This window comes from Paenibacillus sp. GCM10023250 (assembly GCF_042653205.1).
Lineage (GTDB): Bacteria > Bacillota > Bacilli > Paenibacillales > Paenibacillaceae > Paenibacillus_Z.
The window spans coordinates 119773-137446 of record NZ_JBHSHY010000004.1 but is presented as its reverse complement, the minus strand read 5'-3'; the positions used below and the strand labels follow the sequence as shown (position 1 = coordinate 137446).

14 protein-coding genes are annotated in these 17674 nt (G+C 62.5%); all 14 read right to left on the bottom strand.

The window, feature by feature from the left end:
- Positions 1–178 precede the first annotated feature (178 nt).
- Positions 179–1132 carry an aldo/keto reductase gene (locus ACFPB1_RS06105; protein WP_379223017.1) on the bottom strand — a complete coding sequence of 318 codons (954 nt, stop codon included), beginning with the start codon at positions 1130–1132 and terminating at the stop codon, positions 179–181.
- An 83-nt stretch (positions 1133–1215) separates the two neighbouring features.
- Positions 1216–2427 carry an MFS transporter gene (locus tag ACFPB1_RS06100; protein ID WP_379223015.1) on the bottom strand — a complete coding sequence of 404 codons (1212 nt, stop codon included), beginning with the start codon at positions 2425–2427 and terminating at the stop codon, positions 1216–1218.
- Between the two features lie 248 nt (positions 2428–2675).
- Positions 2676–3455 carry a glycerophosphodiester phosphodiesterase gene (locus ACFPB1_RS06095; protein ID WP_379223013.1) on the bottom strand — a complete coding sequence of 260 codons (780 nt, stop codon included), beginning with the start codon at positions 3453–3455 and terminating at the stop codon, positions 2676–2678.
- A 40-nt stretch (positions 3456–3495) separates the two neighbouring features.
- Positions 3496–4302 carry a carbohydrate ABC transporter permease gene (locus ACFPB1_RS06090; RefSeq protein WP_379223141.1) on the bottom strand — a complete coding sequence of 269 codons (807 nt, stop codon included), beginning with the start codon at positions 4300–4302 and terminating at the stop codon, positions 3496–3498.
- Between the two features lie 129 nt (positions 4303–4431).
- Complete coding sequence (locus ACFPB1_RS06085; protein ID WP_379223011.1) at positions 4432–5304, bottom strand: carbohydrate ABC transporter permease; 873 nt, start codon at positions 5302–5304, stop codon at positions 4432–4434.
- A gap of 1 nt (position 5305) precedes the next feature.
- The gene (locus ACFPB1_RS06080) at positions 5306–6376 is read right to left on the bottom strand and encodes an ABC transporter ATP-binding protein (RefSeq protein WP_379223009.1); all 1071 of its coding nucleotides are present in this window, start codon (positions 6374–6376) and stop codon (positions 5306–5308) included.
- Entirely contained in the window at positions 6330–7238 is a 909-nt protein-coding gene (locus ACFPB1_RS06075; protein ID WP_379223007.1) for an HAD family hydrolase, read from the bottom strand. Before ACFPB1_RS06075 ends, ACFPB1_RS06080 begins: the two co-directional genes overlap by 47 nt.
- A 139-nt stretch (positions 7239–7377) precedes the next feature.
- Complete coding sequence (locus tag ACFPB1_RS06070) at positions 7378–8745, bottom strand: ABC transporter substrate-binding protein (RefSeq protein WP_379223005.1); 1368 nt, start codon at positions 8743–8745, stop codon at positions 7378–7380.
- A gap of 173 nt (positions 8746–8918) precedes the next feature.
- A complete protein-coding gene (locus ACFPB1_RS06065) occupies positions 8919–9647 on the bottom strand; it encodes a glycerol-3-phosphate responsive antiterminator (RefSeq protein WP_379223003.1) in 729 nt (242 codons plus the stop codon).
- A gap of 14 nt (positions 9648–9661) precedes the next feature.
- Positions 9662–10504 carry a metallophosphoesterase family protein gene (locus ACFPB1_RS06060; RefSeq protein WP_379223001.1) on the bottom strand — a complete coding sequence of 281 codons (843 nt, stop codon included), beginning with the start codon at positions 10502–10504 and terminating at the stop codon, positions 9662–9664.
- A 309-nt stretch (positions 10505–10813) separates the two neighbouring features.
- The gene (locus ACFPB1_RS06055; protein WP_379222999.1) at positions 10814–11779 is read right to left on the bottom strand and encodes a LacI family DNA-binding transcriptional regulator; all 966 of its coding nucleotides are present in this window, start codon (positions 11777–11779) and stop codon (positions 10814–10816) included.
- Between the two features lie 96 nt (positions 11780–11875).
- A complete protein-coding gene (locus ACFPB1_RS06050) occupies positions 11876–15268 on the bottom strand; it encodes a GH36-type glycosyl hydrolase domain-containing protein (RefSeq protein ID WP_379222997.1) in 3393 nt (1130 codons plus the stop codon).
- A 101-nt stretch (positions 15269–15369) separates the two neighbouring features.
- The gene (locus ACFPB1_RS06045; RefSeq protein ID WP_379222995.1) at positions 15370–16779 is read right to left on the bottom strand and encodes a sulfatase; all 1410 of its coding nucleotides are present in this window, start codon (positions 16777–16779) and stop codon (positions 15370–15372) included.
- Positions 16780–16813: 34 nt separating this feature from the next.
- The gene (locus ACFPB1_RS06040) at positions 16814–17674 is read right to left on the bottom strand and encodes a carbohydrate ABC transporter permease (RefSeq protein ID WP_379222993.1); all 861 of its coding nucleotides are present in this window, start codon (positions 17672–17674) and stop codon (positions 16814–16816) included.

Sequence of the window (17674 nt, the reverse complement as noted above, 5' to 3'; positions counted from 1 at the left end):
GACCGGCGTTCGTGCCGCATGATCGGGCAAGTCTGCCGATGGAGCTGCGCGCCCGCTTCCCGTTACATGAACAAGGGCAGCCGCATCTTGCCCCGGCCGCCCTTCACGTAAACCTTTTTCCCCGCTTGAGCCAACCTTATCGCGCGCACCTCGCGCGATGGCCGGATCGGCGGCAGCTTTAGAACGGCGGCGCAAATACGAAGTTCTTGCTCGCTTCATCCAGCGCCAGCAGCACGTCCTCGGACAGCTCAAGCTCGACCGCCTTCAGATTCTCGTCGATCTGCGACTCGCGGGTCGCGCCGGCGATGACGGTGCTGACCGCTGGCTGATGCATCAGCCATGCCAGCGACAGGGCCGTGGCGGACGTCCCGATCTCCGCGGCGATGCGCGCGACCTGTTCGCCCAGCTCCACGCGGTCGGCGTTCAGGCGCCGGGCGAAGTTCGGGTTCTTGTCCAGCAGTGATCCGCTCGGCACGGCTCCGCCCGAATACTTGCCCGTCAGAATGCCGCCTGCCAGCGGGAAATACGGGATGAGGCCGATCCCCTGATCGACGCAGAACGGAACCAGCTCCCGCTCCACGCCGCGATCGGCCAGCGAGTAGCCGGGCTGCACCGACGCATAGCGGATCAGATGCCGGCTGTCGCTAATGGCGAGCGATTTCATCATCTGCCAGGCGCTATAATTCGAAGCCCCCACGTACCGCACCTTGCCGGAGCGCACGAGATCGTCCAGCGCCCGGAGCGTCTCCTCCAGCGGCGTCTGCGAGTCGAACACGTGAATCTGGTACAGGTCGATGTAATCCGTCCGCAAGCGGCGCAGGCTCGCCTCGACTTCCCGGAAGATATGCTGGCGCGAAGCGCCCCCGGCGTTCGGGCCTTCCCCGTTCTTGATGCCCGCCTTCGTCGCGAGGAGCACGTCCTGGCGCCGGCCTTGGAACGCCTCGCCGATGATCTCCTCCGACTTCGTGCCGGTGTAGATATTGGCGGTGTCGATGAACGTGATGCCGCTGTCCGCCGCGCGGTGCAGCACGCGGATCGAGGTCTCCTTGTCGGCGCGTCCGCCGAAGGCATTCGTGCCCAGTCCCAGCACCGATACTTCCAATCCGCTCGTCCCCAATTTCCGATAACGCATATTCATTCCTCCTATAGTGGTTCATTCCAATTCGCCTCAAGCGGCAGCCTCACGCAATCACAGCTAACGACACGTTCGCCGCGTCAGACGGCGCGATTGACGACCGACGGCTTATTCGCGTTCCGGTTCCCGGTGCCCCGTTCCCGGTACAGCACGACGCCGATGATCAGCAGCGACAGCGCGACAAGCGCGCTCGGGATGAAGAAGATGTCCGGCGTAATGCCCCGAATGAACAGCGGCAGGAAATACCCGATGAGCGAAGCCGTCTGCGTGATGAACACGTACAAGCTCGCCCCAAAGCCCGTCCGGCTCAGGAACATCCGCTGCACGTAGCCCATGGCCACGCCGGCCAAAATCGAGACGAAAAACGAATACAACGGCTGGACCGCGAAGAAGACCGGGAGCGAATCGCTGCTCGTATAGGTCAGATAAGCGGCAAGCGCGAAACAGCCGCCCAGAAAAATAATCTTCTTGCTTCCGTACCTCGCCGCCCAATACCCGCCCAGCGTCATGAAGAACAGCTCGAATACCGCCTGGGTGCTCCAGATGTAGGACATCACCTCGGGCTTGTCGAAGAGCTTCAGGACGACGAGCTGCAAATACAAGCCGCGAATGGCATCGGCACAAGAGAGCAGCAGCAGCGCGATCAGCATCACGAGGGAGAACGGTTCGCCCTTCACGGCCTGCTTCGTTCCCGGCTCGCCCGCCGTCTCCTTATACGTGAGCAGCAGCACCGCCAGGCAGACATACCCGGCCATATTCCCCCACAGAACGCCCTGGAACGTGGCGATCAGGAAGATGTTCGCGCCAAGCAGCAGCCCCGTAAAAAAACCGACGCTGAAGGCCGCCCGCAGCCAGAGCTGGGCCATCTCCACCAGCTCGCCGGCCCTGCGGGCAAAATGGCTTCTCGCCATGCCGAACAGCTGCCCCATGATTAATCCGGACGGCGCGACGGCGATCGTCATGCCGATGAGCGCGCTTCGGAAGTCGGAAGCCTGCATGTAGACGGCCAATCCGATCATGCAGAGCAGCGCCGCCGCCAGAGGCAGCTTCTTCTTGCGTACCAGCCGGTCGCTGAACCAGCCGACGGTAATCGTAATGGCGATGTTGCAGAACAGGGATACGGCGAATACGGCCACGATCTGTTCCTTCGACAGCCCGACGCTCTCGTCGAGATAGACTGCGTTCATCGGCGCCAGCATGCCGGTGCCGATCCCGTAGAGGAAGAACATCGTCAGCAGGATTCTGGCGCCGGAGACCGCCATAAACGCACGAATGTCTTGCATGATTTGCATACGCCGTCCATACCTCTCGTTCTCTCGTTTTCGCTTCTCGGGCGGCCATGCTCCCGGACATCGGGCGTGCCCTTTCACTCTATCTATTATAGGCCCGCCGATTACCGCTTTAAAGAAGTGAAAACTTTATCAGCATCTTACCTCGTGTATAGTAACTACCCCCGGCACGGCATCTACAATAAGCACAAAAGCAGAGTAGCGCCGGAGCATTCCGGTCTACTCTGCTTTCTCTCCGCTATTCGTCAGTCCTATCGTGCCGCCAGCCCGTGCTCCCGCACGACCTGCAGCGCCCGCTCCGGATAATCCGTCGTGATCCGCATGCCCGGGTAGTCCGCCGCGATCCGCGCCAGCAGCGCGGGATCGTTCACCGTCCATACGCCCAGATCGATGCCGAGCTCCGCCATCTCGTCCGCGAGCTCGCGCGTCAGGAACGCATGGTGCATCGATAGGCTTGCCGCGCCCGCGTACCTCAGCTGCTCTGCGAGCAGCAACGGCTTGCCGAGGAAGATCAGCCCCGTCGCGATGGACGGATCCAGCTCGTGCGCGAGCTTCATGGAGTCGTGGTTGAACGACGACAGCACGACCTCCTGCTCCATGCCATGCCGCTGCACGAGCGCGATGACCTTCTCCTCGATGCCCGCGTATTCCTGCGCCAGCATCTTCAGCTCGATATGCAGCACGCAGCGGCCCTTCGCCAGCTCCAGCACCTCTTCGAGCGTCGGGATCCGCTCCCCGGCGAATGCCGGCGCGAACTTGCCGCCCGCGTCCAGCCCGCGAAGCTCCTCGAGCGTATGCGCGTCGACGCGCCCCGCTCCGTTCGTCGTCCGCTCCAGCGTATGGTCGTGAATGACGACGGGCACGCCGTCCTTGGACAAATGCACGTCCAGCTCGATGATCGCGATGCCCGGCTCCTCCAGCGCCAGCTTGAACGCCGCCAGCGTGTTCTCCGGCGCCGTCCCCGAGCAACCGCGGTGCGCGACGATCGTCAGCGGCAGTGCGCGGTTCGTATTCTGCGACATTTCGTTCATCTCTCATCCATCCTTTCGATTGTCTTCTTTCACGTCTCGCTTATTTGACGCCGTTATAGACGAAGGCCTTGATGATCTGCCGCTGCGAGACGAAGAACACGACGAGAATCGGGGCGACCAGAATGAGGTTGCCGGCCATCAGGACGTTCCATGTCGCCACGCCTTCCACTTCCCGGATCTTGGCGATGCCGAGCGGCAGCGTGCGCGCCGTCTCGTTCGTCGTCATGACGAGCGGCCAGAAATAATCGTTCCAATGGGCGATGAAGCTGAACAGGGCGAACGTGACGAGCACCGGCTTGACGAGCGGCACCATGAGGCGCAGGATGATCTTCCACTCCTTCGCCTGGTCGAGCCGCGCCGCTTCGACGAGCTCGTCCGGGATCTGCAGGAACGCCTGCCGCAGCAGGAAGATGCCGAAGGCGCTCGACGCGAACGGCAGGATCAGGCCGAGATGCGTATTCAGCAGTTTGAACGCGCTCAGCTCCAGGTACACGGGCAGGAAGATGAGCTGCGCCGGAATCATGAGCGTCACCATGACGATGCTGAACAGGAAGCCCGAACCGGCGAATCTGTACCGGGCGAATGCATACGCGGCCGGAATGATCGTCAGCATCTGCAGCGCCAGGATGCCGACCGCGATGATGAGGCTGTTCGCGAAGTAATGCAGGAACGGCCCCGTGTTCCACGCTTCCGCGTAATTGTGCCAGACCGGATTCCGCGGGATCCACTCCGGCGGGAAGATCATCGTCTCCGGCAGCGTCTTGAGCGAGGTGGAGATCATCCAGATGAACGGCATCGCGAAGATCAGCACCAGCAGCAGCAGACAGGCGATATTGAGCACGCGCAGGACGGCGCTGGCCGTCTGGCGGACGACCGCCTTCCGCGACCGCGCGCGGGTCCGGCTGCCGGCGGCGGCGGCACCGATCGGCCGGCCGCCGATCGTAGAGTCTACGGCTTTCAACAGGTTCACCTCTTCCTAACGGTAATGGACGCGTTTCGACAGCAGGTTGAAATACAGGATCGTCAGCACGCCGACGATTGCGAGCAGGATGACGCCCGCCGCGGAGGCATAGCCGATCTTGAAGAACCGGAAGCCGTACTGATAGATGTAATAGACGAGCGTGTTGGTCGAGTTGACCGGTCCGCCCTGCGTCATGATCGCGATCGTCTCGAACACCTGGAACGAACCGATCATGTTAATGACCGCCAGGAAGAAGATCGACGGCGACAGCATCGGGAGCGTCAGCTTCCGGAACGTCGTCCACGGCTTCGACCGGTCGAGCGACGCGGCTTCGTAGATATCCGGCGGAATGCTCTGCAGGCCTGCGATGAACACGAGCGCGTTGTAGCCGAGCCCCTTCCAGACGGCGACGATGACGAGCGAGACGAGCGACGTGCTCGGATGGGACAGCCACTCGAGCTTGCCGAAGCCGAATAGTCCGATGACCCAGTTCAGCAGGCCGTATTCGGGATCCATGAGCCAGCTCCACAGCAGCGAGATCGACACGAGCGAGATGATATGCGGGCTGAAGATCGCCCCCTGCACGAAGCCGTGGAACATGCTCTTGCGGTTCAGCCAGAGCGCGAGCAGCAGGGCAAGCCCCGTCGTCAGCGTCACGGTCATCAGCGTATAGAGCGTCGTATTGCCGAGCACCTGCCGGAAATCCGGCTCCGTCAGCAGGTCCTTGAAGTTCTGCAGCCCCACGAACGACTTGGTCGGGCTGACGAAGTTCCAGTCGAACAGACTCAGGTACATCATGTAAAAAATCGGATAGATGAAGAACAGGGAGAAAATGATCACGGCCGGCGCGACCATGCCATACGGACGCAGCTTATCCCAGAGCGTCATGTCATCTGCCCCCTGCCGCCGTCAGCTGCCTCGCGCCCATCTCGACGCCGCGCAGCCGCTCGCCGTCCGGCCCGAAGTAATAAAGCCGGTCGTACGGAATCGTCACCCGGACGCGCGCGGCCGTCTCGAGCGGCGCGAGGAACGTCTTCACGAAGAAGATGCCGCCGTCCGAGCGGATCTGATAGATATTCTCCGCGCCCAGACTCTCGCGGGTGAGGATCTCGCCTTCCAGCGTGTACCCTTCGGCGTCCACAGCCGCGCCGAGCAGCGCCTGCTCGGGACGGAAGCCGACGAAGCCGACCGGCGCGGACGAATGAAACTCCAGCCCCTTCATGTCCCGGCGGTCGATCAGGTTCATCGCCGGCGTGCCGATGAATTCCGCGGTGAAGCGGTTCGCCGGATCGTGGTAGAGCTTCATCGGTGTATCCGCCTGCTGGATGACGCCTTTATTCATGACGACGATCTCGTCGCCCATCGACATCGCTTCCACCTGATCGTGCGTGACGTAGACGAACGTCGTGCCGAGCCGCCGGTGGAGCTGGATGAGCTCGGTCCGCATCTGGTTGCGCAGCTTGGCGTCGAGGTTGGACAGCGGCTCGTCGAGAATGAACACCTTCGGCTGCTTCACCATCGCCCGGGCGAGCGCCACCCGCTGGCGCTGGCCGCCGGAGAGGTTCTGCGGCTTCTTGTCCAGATGCGGCGTCAAGCCGACGATGTCCGAGATGTCCGCGATCAGCCGGTCGCGGTCGCGCCTCGCCACGCCGCGGTTCTTCAGCCCGAACTCGATGTTGCCGCGCACCGTCATCGTCGGATACAGCGCGTAGTTTTGGAACACCATCGCGACGTCCCGCAGGCCGGGCGGCGTGTCGTTCACGCAGACGTCGTCGATCCAGATCTCGCCGCTCGTCACCCGCTCGAGCCCCGCCACCATTCGCAGCGTGGTGGACTTGCCGCAGCCCGACGGCCCGACGAGCACGGTGAACGATCCGTCCTTGATCGTCAGATTCAAATTCTCGATGATGGTCTCATCCTTGAACTTCTTGCCGATCTGCTTCAGCTCGATCTTTGCCATCCGATATGCTCCTCCTTGTGATGGATTGTTGCAGCGCGCGCATCAGCCCCTCCAGCTCCTCCAGCCGGGTCAGCCGGAGATCCCACGCTTCCGGGTCGCCGCTCGGATACGGCGAGATGAAGCAGGTGCGCCCGCCCAGCCGCTTGACCGGATGCAGGTCGTTCCAGGTATTGTCCCCGATGGTCAGAATCTCGTGCGGCTCATAGCCCTGCGCCAGCAGCGCGGCCACGTACGCGTGAAGTCCGTCCGGCTTGTTGGCGCCGAAGATCACGTCCCCGAACAGATGCCGGATCCCCATGTAACCTAGAAACTCGGCGCCGGACGCTGGCGGCGTATTGGTCAAAAGGCTCTTCTTCTCGACCGCGTCCAAGGCCTCGATCGCCCAGAACAGGCCGGTGCTGAGCTCGAACCGGTGAGGCGGCTGCAGCATCTCCTGCCGCACCCGCTCGAACGCCGCCAGCAGCTTCGCTTCCGGCAGCCGGTGCCGCCGGGACAGCGCCGTGACGATGCTCCACGGGTCGCCGACCGGCACCAGCAGCGGGGCCAGCGACGCATAGCTGCCGTAGGCGCCGGCGTCGATCTCGACGCCGTCCGCCCAGGTATAGCCCCGGACGAACCGGCCGCCCTCGAGCGCCAGGCAGACATCGTCCCCGGTATGGTAGAAATGGCCGAAGCCGCCCGGGTGTTCGCCGGCCAGCATGGCGCCGCCCAGACGCACCGCCGCTTCCGTTTCTCCTTCGTGCTCCGTTCCTTCCAGCAGGTACCGGATATAGCGTTCCAGATACGCATGATCCTGATAGAGCGTACCGTCCATGTCGAATACGACGACTTTGATCGCGGACAACCACTTCTCGTTGTACATTCGGTGCTACCTCTCCGCTCTTAAGATAGGCGGAGGGCCATCCGCCCGCCGGGCGATGGGCCCGCGAAGCCAGTGGCCCGCGGGTCCCTGCGTCCCTGCGGCGAACCGCCGCTCCGCCGAAGGTTGGTCTCTTCCCGTCTTACTTGGCGAGCAGCTTGTTCGCCTTGTCCGCCGCCTGGTTCATCGCGTCCTGCGGCGTCGTCTTCGGATCCAGAATCGCCTTCTCGATCGACTCCTTGATGATCTTCGCGACCTCGGGATACGCGCTCACCATCGGGCGCGGTCTGGCGTATTCCAGCTGATCCACGGCGACCTTATACTGCGGGAACTCCGCGAAGTGCGCCTTCAGCTCGTCGCTGTCGACGGCGGACAACCGCGTCGGCAGGTAACCGACATGCTTATGCTGGTAGATCGTGTTTTCCTTCGACGTCATCCATTTGAGGAATTCCCACGCCGCTTCCTTCTGCTCTTCGCTGCCCTTCGACGTGATGACGAGCTGGCAGCCGCCGGTCGGCACGCCGTAGCTGGCGTTGGCCGGCATGAACGACGCATCCATCGTGAAGCCGTTGCCCTTGGCGATCTCGAGCGCGCCGGATACGCCTGCCGTCGAAGCGAATTTGAAGGCCGACATCTGGTTCGCCCAGTCCTTGTCCGCCGTGGCGCCCGCTTCGTCGCCGACCGGAATCTTGATCAGCTTCTCGTCGGCGAGCTTCTTCCAGAACGTGACCGGCTCTACGCCTTCCTTCGCGTTGAACGCCGCCTGCTTGCCGTCCTCGCTCAGCATGTTGCCGCCGCTTTGAGCCACGAGCGCTTCATAGAACCAGATATCGATCGGCATCGTCATGGCAGTCTTGCCCTTTTGCTTCAGGACGCGGGCATACTCCTCGAGCTCCGTCCACGATTTCGGACCGGCTGGGTCGAGCCCGGCATCCTTGAGCATAGTGACGTTTTTATACAGAATCGGCGTGCTGCGCATGAACGGGAGGCCGTACAGCTTGCCGTCCACGTAGGCGTTGCCCATCAGACCGGGGTTGAAATCATCGAGCTTCAGCTGTTCCTTGTCGCGCTCCGCGTACATCGTCAGCTCCTCGAGCATGCCGGAGCGGGCGAAGACGCCGGTGGACGCGATCTCGAGATCGGTGACCGCAGGCGCGTCGCCGGCCGCGAACGCCGCTTGGACCTTCGCGTGCAGGTCGTCGTAATTGCCTTGATGCTCCGCGACAACCTCGATTTTGTCCTGCGATTCGTTGAACGTCTGGACCATGTGCAGCTTCGCTTCCTCGATCTTGTCCCCGAAGGCGTACCAATACTTGATGACAATCTTCTTGGACGCATCGTTCGTCCCCGCGCCGTTGTCCGCCTTCGTCCCGTCCGCGTTCGCATTCGCCGCGTTCGCGCTGCCGGCAGCGCCCGTCGCCGTGTTGTCTACCGTCGTTCCTCCGCCGCAGCCCGCGAGCATCCCCGTCATCAGGGCCGCAAGCGGCAATACCGTAAGCTTCTTCATCATCGTTTCTCCTCCACCTTTTCTATCCCTGGAATGCAAGCTCTAATCGGGGCGCAAAAAAAGAAACCTTAATCCAGCCGGGGACGAGGTGCGTCCGCCAGCGGATAAGGTTTCTCCAATACTCCAACCGATCGTATTTACTTGTCGCCTTGAATATTACGCGCCGTTCGTAAAATCTAGATTAACCCGTTGCTAAGATTATATGAATATTCGCAGAGCGCCGTCAGCCCGAGTCCAACTGGCGTAAGCGAGAACCGCTTCCGGCCGGCGCCGGCGGGCGCCGCCGCGGGCGGCTTCACGCAATCCGGATCGGGGCCAAGGCACCGCCACAGCTCGGGCCTCGACGCCGAGATCGCCGCCGCGCCGTGGTGCAGACATTCCTCCGCCTGGCTCCGCTCGTACAGCAAGCCGCCGGTAATAATCGGCAGCGCGGTGAACGACTTCACCCGGCCGATCATGTCCGGGATGCGCGCCGGCATCAGCTCGACGACATCCGGCTCGCTCTGCGCGAGGCTCTTCGCGATGTTCTCGAGCCCTTCCGTATCGACGAGGAAGAACCGCTGCACGGTGAGCAGGCCCAGCTTCTTCGCGGTCTTCACCACGTTCGTCTTCGTCGAGATGATGCCGGTCGGCTTGATGACCTTCGCGAGGTAATCCAGCCCGTAGTTGTCCGTGCTCAGCCCGCCGATCTTCTCCAAATGCAGGAACACCGGCAGCCCGTGCGCCTTGAACACGTCCACGTAGCCCTTCACGACGCCGATGTGCCCGGTGAGCAGGAAGACGCCGCTCAGTTGACGGTTCAGCGTCAGCGCGGTCTCGATATGCCGCGGGTCCTTGATGGACGCGATCATCCGGTGCGCAGCCAGGCCCTCTAGGAACGCTTCGTGTCCCGGGGCGCCGCTCATGCCCGCACCCGCCATTATTGCCGAGGCGCCGCGGCCGGCAGGGCGATCTCGATCTGACGGTCCGTCTCCTGCCCGCGGGCGTCCGGGTTCGGGCTGAAATGCTTCATGTTCCGGTGCAGCGCAGCGCCATGCGCCAGCAGCCCTTCGGCTTCGACGTCAACGGCGGAGACGCGGATCCGGCCGCCGTCCAGTTCCACGATCCGGTAGCCCGGCTGATCGAGGCCGGCGGACAGCTGCACGAAGGTCCAGTTATCCCGGGACGCGATCGAATCCACATGCGTATGTCCGTTGAAGTACACGCCGATGCCCTGTTTCTGGTTCAAGATGCGCCGCATGTCGATGTCGGGGTGAATGGACGCCTTGTCCATCTCCGAGCGCGCCGTCGTGCCATAGACCGGATGATGCGCGAAGACGAGCAGCGGCTTCGTGCCGGACTCCGCGACTTTGGCCTCCAGCCAGCGCAGCTGTTCTTCGTCCAGCCAGCCGCTCCAGTCGGCGGGGTTCATCTCGCGGGCCGTGTCGAGGAAGACCATCATGGCCGCATCCGTATCGATGGCATGATAACGCTGCTGCCCTGTAATCCGGAGCACGTCCTCGCGCGGCTGCGAGTAGAGGTCGTGGTTGCCCAGCACGTGGATGAACGTCCGGTCCTCGCGCTTCAGCAGCGCGTACACCTCGCTCAGTTCCGCGGCCGTTCCGAAATTCGTCAGATCTCCGAGCGATACATGCCAATCGGCTTCCGTATTCAGAGCGTCGTCCAGCAGCGTGCGATAGAACGCCTCACGTGCCTCCGGCAGCCCCGGAACCGCGGCATCGATCTCGTGGTAGTGCAAATCGCCGAGCAGTACCAATTTCATGATTCTCCTCCTCCTGGCCTTACTAAGAATTTTGGGATACCCGATGCCATTGTACAGGACAAGTATTCCATGTTCGTTAAGCGTAGTGGGAGTTTGTGTAAAGGCGAATGGAAACGGCAGCCCTGCCGCAGGCGGGATGTCCGCTGACTATACAGTTCTGGTTCCGCGGCCCGTTCTCCTGCGGTCCGATCTCCTATCGGCGAGCGATGCTCCATCCAAACAAAATAACCCGCATCCATCCCGTATACGTCGGGACTGATGCGGGTTAATGCATTTTGACGTCTGCTTTCATTAATCCACGCTTAGCGCTTATACCTGCCCCACCGACTCGCCCTCGATCAGCGAGACGTAGATGCGCTCGTGCTCCGCGCCCTGGCCCGCGATCAGCCTGATCAGCTGCTCGGCTGCCACCGCGCCCCAGCGCCGCTCGGAATAATCGACGGTCGCGAGGCGCGGCTGGACGTAGTCGGTGATGTCGATGTGGTCGAAGCCGACCACGTGCAGATGCTCGCCGATCCGGTACGGCGAGTCCTTCAGCGCGTGATACACGCCGATGGCCATCTCGTCGTTCAGGCAGAAGACGCCGGCCGGTCCGTCGTATTCGCCCAGGATGCGCCTCGCGGCCGCCTCGCCGCTCGCCTTGTCGAAGTTGCCGGGAATTTCCGCGTATTGCAGCGGCGCGTTGCGTTCCACCGTTTGGCGGATCGCCGCCAGCCGCTGGGCGGAGTCGAATGAGCCCTCGGGGCCGGTCACGACGTAGAGCTTCTTATGGCCTTTGCGGATGAGGTACTCCATCGCGAACGTGGCGCCCGCCATGTTGTCCAGCAGCACCTGCACGATGTTCGGATGGCTGAGCTGCCGGTCGAGCACGACGAGCTTATGGTTCCTCGCCGCATGCCGCAGCAGCTCCTGGTCGGTGAACCCGTTGTCCAGAATGATCGCGCCGTCCAGCATGCCTTCCGACAGCATCCGGTGCGACTGCGTGCCGCTGCAGATTACGAGGTCGTACCCCCGTTTGTTCATCTCTTCCTTCATCCCTTGAAGCAGCTGTCCGTAGAACGCCCCCTCGAAGGTCGTCAGGAACGCGCCGATGATGCGCGTCTCCCGCTTCTTCAGCGTGCGCGCGGCCGCGTTCGGCACGTAATTCATCTCTTTGGCCGCGGCCAGCACCTTCCCCCTTGTTTCTTCCGTGACCTTCGGATTCCCATTCAGCGCGTAGGATACGGTCGATATGGATACCCCCAAGTGTTTGGCGATGTCTTTAATGCTTACCACGGCAATCGCTCCTATCTTCACGGCTCGTTCTCGAATGGCCTATCGCAATAAAATTCGGCGATGGGGTACTGACTTCCCCCATCGCCTCACAAAAAGTTATCCCATTTGAATCTCGATCTCGTTCGGCGCTTCGCCAAGCAGCCCGCCCAGCGCTTCGCGCGCGATCCGCACGCCGCCGTGACGGTAGCGGTTCGCCTGCTCGCTCACCGGCACGGCCTGGCCGTTCACGGTTACGCCGCGCACGACCTCGCCGCCGATCCGGTACACGAAGTCGATCGGCTTGCCGTTCCATTCAAACCGGAAGCGGAGCCCGTCCAGCTCGGCCGGCAGCACGGGATCCAGCAGCAGATCCCCGCCTTCTTGGCGGATGCCGAGGCCGTTCGAGATGAATTGGTTCATATAGATCCCGGGACCGCTGGAGTAGATGCGCCAGCCGCCCTTCACCTGCACCTCGCCCGCGCGCAGCCGGCCGAAGCCGTCGCGCGCCTCGTAGCGGTCGGCGAACTTGCCGTCCGAGCTGCTGAAGTAGGCGTTGCTCTGGCGCCAGTCCGCGTTCGGCACGACGTCGCGCAGGCCGACCGGGTTGATCATCCGCAGCCCCTGCCATACTTCGTCGCGCTTGCCGAGCTTGGCCATCGCTTCGATGAAGCGGATGTGGGCATGCACGTACTGCAGCCCGATCTCGCGCCCGAAGTTCGCCGCCTGCTCGGCGCGCTTGAACCGGGTGCTGACGCCGCCGTTATAGTCCGCGGGGCGGTTCATGAGCCGGACGCCGTCCGGGCAGTACAGCTCCCGCTTGATGAGGCGGTAATGCGATTCCGCCTGATCCGCGTCCAGCAGCTCGCCGATCATGCTGCGCGTCATCGGGAGGAGGCGGTATTCGATGCCGGTCTTGTCATCGGCCGGATGCAGCATCAGCTCGATCCGCTCCGGCTCTTCCATATACGCGAAGCCGGAGATGATGCCGTCCTTCACCAGGTACCGGTTGAAGTCAGCCTGGATGCCCGCGGCCAGCTCCTGCAGCTCGGCCGACAGTGCCGCCAGCTCCCCGCTTTGGCCGGACAATGCGCCGGACAGCTGGGTTAATGTCTGGAACGTCAGCGATACGGTCCAGCTGCTGATCATGTACTGCTTCAGCTTCGCGTTCGCCGGCTGCAGCGTGTCGTCCCAGTCGCCGTCCCCGTAGGCGGACAGCCGCGTCCCGTGCAGGAAATGGTCCTTGATATACTGCAGTTCCTTGCGCGCATGGTCGAGGACGGTGAAGGCCGCTTCCGTCATCTCCCCGCTGTGCGTGGAGTACGGCACGCGCTCCTCGAGAATCGAGAAGTCGCCCGTGACCCGCAGGTAATCGCCCAGCACCTTCAGCGGCCAGACGATGATATCGCCGTGGCTCTCCTCCTGCTGAATGCGGTAATACCGGTCGAACATGAACCACTGCGGCCAGTTGCCGTCTTCCTGGTACTGATGCGCGTAGACCGTCTTTAAGATTTCTTTGACCTGGCCGTACTTGCCCGTCGCCAGGAAGTATTCCGTCGGCCCTTGGCAGACGTCGCGCGTGCCCCAGGCGGCGCCGCTGTATTGCTCCAGACCGTGCGGCACGGAGTAGTGCACCAGCATGTTATGGGTGTACCACCACGCCAGCGCGTTGAACTTCTCCAGCTCCCGCGCCTGCCGCTCCGACGCATGCGTCAGCCGGAAGCCGTTCATGACCGACGCCAGAAACGAACGGTACTGCTCGATATCCGCCTCCGCTGGCTGCTGCGCATCCGCAGCGCCCGCCTTCGCGGCGGCTTCGGCCGCTTCCAGACGGCCCGCGATCGTCAGTCTCCAGCTGGCCGCCGGCTCCAGCGCCAGCACCGCCAGCGAGGCGGAGCCCGCCGCCGCTTCCGGCGCGAGCGCGCGCTCGTCGAGCAGGCGCATGGCCGTGCCGGTGACGCCGAGCCGGTAGTGCAGCTCCGGATAAGCGCCCGCGCTTAGCGATTCGGGATCGGCGCGGAAGACGAGCTCGGCGCCGTCCTGCTCGACGAGATACGGGAGCTCGTATTCCTTATCGTTCATCGTCATTTGATTCGTGACGAGGAAGCGGTACGCCCGGCCGGTCTTCGAGACTGCCTCGAGCGCCAGCTCCGGCGAATCGGCCTTGGTCCAAGCCGTCACCACGAGCGTATCGTCCGCGAGTTTATAGATCCAGCGCGCGTAATTGAAGCCGATCTCGTACAGCGACGGCAGGGTGAGCAGGCGGTACTTGCCGCCAGCTTCCACATAGATCCGCTGGCCGGACGTCTTCAGCACGTTCAGCGCATTGCGGGCATTCGTCATCAGTTTATTGAACGAGGTGTTGCCGACCGTGATCTGCGAGTGGAAGATGCCGTACATGTAGTTGGTCGTCGAGAGGACATGCTCGTTCATCCGCGCATTGTCGCCGCTCATGAGGATATGGCCGTGCGGGCGCTCCGTGCGCAGCTCCTTCGCCTTCAGCACGATATGCTCGTACGTGCCCGTGAAGAAGGACAGCAGCTCTTCGCCGTCCACCTCCTCCTGCAGCCGGACCGGATACAGCGCCGCGACTTCTTCCTTCGTCAGCGCTTCGCCGTGAAGAGGTTCGCCGAATGCGTCGCTCCACGCCACGCGGGGACTGACCGGCCGCAGCTCCTGTTCGGAGGCGATGCCGGACTCCGCCTGCGCCAGTGCCCAAGCCGTCAGCACGTCGTCCCGGAATTCCAGCTCGGTGACCGCGTCGGCATGGTTCGGCCGCAGCAGGCCGTAGAACACGAACGACGCTTCGCCGCTTAACCGCACCGTCTCCGACTGCAGCGCCGTATACGCGAATTCGTACTGGTAGACCGTGTTCGCCAGCCGCTCCTGGCTCAGCGCTTCCGGCACGTTCGTCTCCTTATAGGAGAGGCCGAAGAATTGGAAGCCGTCCGTCGAGTAGCCGGCGGCGCCGGTCAGCGAGCCCTGCTGCAGGTACGGGAAGCCGGACGACATCGGCTGGTTCTGCCGCGAGCAGACGACGCAGCCGCCTTCTTCCGCGCGGAACGCCGTATGGCCGATGTATTGCGACATGTACGCTTCGTTCGTGCGCACCGCGCCTTTATCCGCGAGTCCCACGTCCTGCCCGTACACCACATCCACTTCCGCGCCGTCGCCGCTCAGGCGGACGTCCCAGAACCAGATCAGGCCGGGCATCAGCGCGAACGTCACATGATACGCCACGCCGAGCGCCTCGCCGCTCCAGACGACGCGCCGGTCCGACGCGCGGACTTCGCTCTTCGCATGCACGCCCAGCAGCGGCGCGAACTGAATCCGCCCTCCCTCGCGCACGCGCAGATACAGATTGTTCATCGATCCGTCCAGCGGATTCGTCATGACTTGATTGACCATGATGCCTTCGTATTGAATATCGCGCAGATCGCCGCTCTCCAGGAACGTGAAGACCAGCCCATCCGCTTCCACGGGAATCGTTGTCGTTGTTCGCTCAGTATTCATATCCGGGCTCCCTCCCATGCTCTTGGTATCCTATCCGTTCAACTCTATATCTCTAAGTATGAGGCCGCCCGCGCAGCTGCCGTGCCGCCGCAGGCTTCCGGTCAGGCATGCAAATATTCGTCCTGCACGTCGTCCATCAGCTGCTCCAGCTCCCGCTTGAGCGCCGCGATCGTATCGGCATAATCCGGCTGGCCGTACACATTGTTCAGCTCGTACGGATCCTGCTCCAGATCGAAGCACTCCCACTCCGGCGGCCGGGATTCGTCCCGCGAATCCGTCGTGCCGAGCGCCTGCGCGTAATAGTAGATCAGCTTGTAACGGTGCGTCCGGATGCCGTAGTGCGAGTACACTTCATGAATGCCGTCCAAGTGCATCCAGTAGCGGTACACCATCGACGTCCGCCAGCCTTCCGGCACCGTGCCGTTCAGCAGCGGCCGGATGCTGAAGCCCTGCATGCGCTCGTGGAGCGGCAGCCCCGCGTAATCGAGGAACGTCGGCGCGAAGTCCGTGTTCAGAATCATCGTCTCGCTCACGCTGCCCGCCCGAATCTCCCGCGGGTAGCGGATGAGGAACGGCATCCGCAGCGACTCCTCGTACATGAACCGCTTATCGAACCAGCCGTGATCGCCGAGGAAGAAGCCTTGGTCGGACGTGTAGATGACGATCGTATCCTCCGCCAGCCCCTGCTCGTCGAGGTAATCCAGCAGACGGCCCACGTTATCGTCGATAGAGGCGATGCAGCGGAGATAATCCTTGATGTAGCGCTGGTACTTCCACTTGCGGACCTCTTCCGGCGTCAGTCCTTCCGGCGGCGGTCCCTTCGTATCGAGGTCGTTCAGGTCTTCGATGCGCATCTTCGCCTGCACGGCCGCCTGCGAGCGCGTCGCGTAGTCGTCGTTGAACGTCGGCGGCTCGGGAATCTCCAGCTCTTCGTACAGGTGCATATGCTTCTCGTCCGGTTCCCAATGCCGGTGCGGCGCCTTATGATGGCACATCAGCATGAACGGGCGCGACGGGTCGCGGTTCTCGATCCAGGCCAGCGACTTGTCCGTGATGATGTCCGTGACGTAGCCTGCGAACTTCTTCTTCGTGCCCATCTCGATGAAATCAGGATCGTGGTAATCCCCCTGATCCGGCAGCACGCTCCAGTAATCGAAGCCCGTCGGGTCGTGATGGCCGCCGTGGCCGAGATGCCACTTGCCGATGATCGCCGTCTGGTAACCGTCCGCCTGGAGCAGCTTCGGGAACGTCACCTGCCGGCCGTCCAGATCGTCGCCGAGCGTCTTGACGCCGTTGATGTGGTTGTACGTCCCCGTCAGTATCGTCGCGCGGCTCGGCGCGCAGATCGCGTTCGTGCAGAAGCAATTGTCGAAGCGCATGCCTTCGTCGGCCAGCCGGTCCAGATTCGGCGTCTGGTTAATACGGCTGCCGTAGGCGCCAATGGCATGCGAAGCGTGGTCGTCCGACATGATAAACAAGATATTGGGTCGTTTCGGAGCAGCAGCGGACATCGTCATAGCACCTGCTTTCCACTAGGAATGGGGATTACTTCATACCGGAGATGCTGAAATTCTCGATAATATGCTTCTGGAAGTACGTGAACAGGATGATGACCGGAGCGACCATGAACGTAGCGCCCGCCATCTGCAGGCCGTAGTTCGACGAATACTGCCCCTTCAGCAGCGAGAGGCCGACGGACAGCGTGTACAAGCTCTCGTCGTTCGCGACGATCAGCGGCCAGAGGAAGCTGTTCCAGCCGGCGATGAACGTCAGGATGGCCTGAACCGCCAGGATCGGCTTCGAGATCGGCAGCGCGATCTGCAGGAAGATCCGGTATTCGCTCGCGCCGTCCAGCCGCGTCGCCTCGAGCAGCTCCGTCGGAATCGTCGACATGAACTGCCGGAACAGGAAGATCGCGAACGCGCCGACGAAGCCCGGCAGCACGATCCCCGTCATCGTATTGGTCAGCCCCATCGAATTCAGGATCAGGTAGACCGGAATCATCGTCACTTGGCTCGGGATCATCATCGTCGCCAGGACGAGCACGAACAGGCCGTTGCGGCCCTTGAAGTCGTACTTGGCGAAGCCGAAGCCCGCCACCGCGTTCAGCAGCAGCCCGACGAACGAGAACAGCACGATGATCAGCGTATTCTTCAGATACACGCCGAAGTTCATGTTCTGGAACAGGTCCTCGAAGCTCTTCATCGTGAAGTGGGACGGCCACAGCGTAGGCGGGATCTGCACGATCTCGCTCTCCGGCTTGAACGACGACATGATCATCCAGAAGAAAGGCAGCAGGAAGAAGAGGCCGCCGACGCTCAGCACGATGACGGATATCCATTGGAACAGCCGGCCGCCCTGCTGCGCGTCCGGGCTCCCTTTCCTCACGGCAGTTGATTTACTCAT

Bases quoted from the DNA above. Each gene is read 5' to 3' on its own strand.
- ACFPB1_RS06105 (WP_379223017.1), bottom strand. From the start codon at position 1,132: ATGCGTTATCGGAAATTGGGGACGAGCGGATTGGAAGTATCGGTGCTG.
- ACFPB1_RS06100 (WP_379223015.1), bottom strand. From the start codon at position 2,427: ATGCAAATCATGCAAGACATTCGTGCGTTTATGGCGGTCTCCGGCGCC.
- ACFPB1_RS06095 (WP_379223013.1), bottom strand. From the start codon at position 3,455: ATGAACGAAATGTCGCAGAATACGAACCGCGCACTGCCGCTGACGATC.
- ACFPB1_RS06085 (WP_379223011.1), bottom strand. From the start codon at position 5,304: ATGACGCTCTGGGATAAGCTGCGTCCGTATGGCATGGTCGCGCCGGCC.
- ACFPB1_RS06080 (WP_379223009.1), bottom strand. From the start codon at position 6,376: ATGGCAAAGATCGAGCTGAAGCAGATCGGCAAGAAGTTCAAGGATGAG.
- ACFPB1_RS06075 (WP_379223007.1), bottom strand. From the start codon at position 7,238: ATGTACAACGAGAAGTGGTTGTCCGCGATCAAAGTCGTCGTATTCGAC.
- ACFPB1_RS06070 (WP_379223005.1), bottom strand. From the start codon at position 8,745: ATGATGAAGAAGCTTACGGTATTGCCGCTTGCGGCCCTGATGACGGGG.
- ACFPB1_RS06065 (WP_379223003.1), bottom strand. From the start codon at position 9,647: ATGAGCGGCGCCCCGGGACACGAAGCGTTCCTAGAGGGCCTGGCTGCG.
- ACFPB1_RS06060 (WP_379223001.1), bottom strand. From the start codon at position 10,504: ATGAAATTGGTACTGCTCGGCGATTTGCACTACCACGAGATCGATGCC.
- ACFPB1_RS06050 (WP_379222997.1), bottom strand. From the start codon at position 15,268: ATGAATACTGAGCGAACAACGACAACGATTCCCGTGGAAGCGGATGGG.
- ACFPB1_RS06045 (WP_379222995.1), bottom strand. From the start codon at position 16,779: ATGTCCGCTGCTGCTCCGAAACGACCCAATATCTTGTTTATCATGTCG.
- ACFPB1_RS06040 (WP_379222993.1), bottom strand. From the start codon at position 17,674: ATGAGTAAATCAACTGCCGTGAGGAAAGGGAGCCCGGACGCGCAGCAG.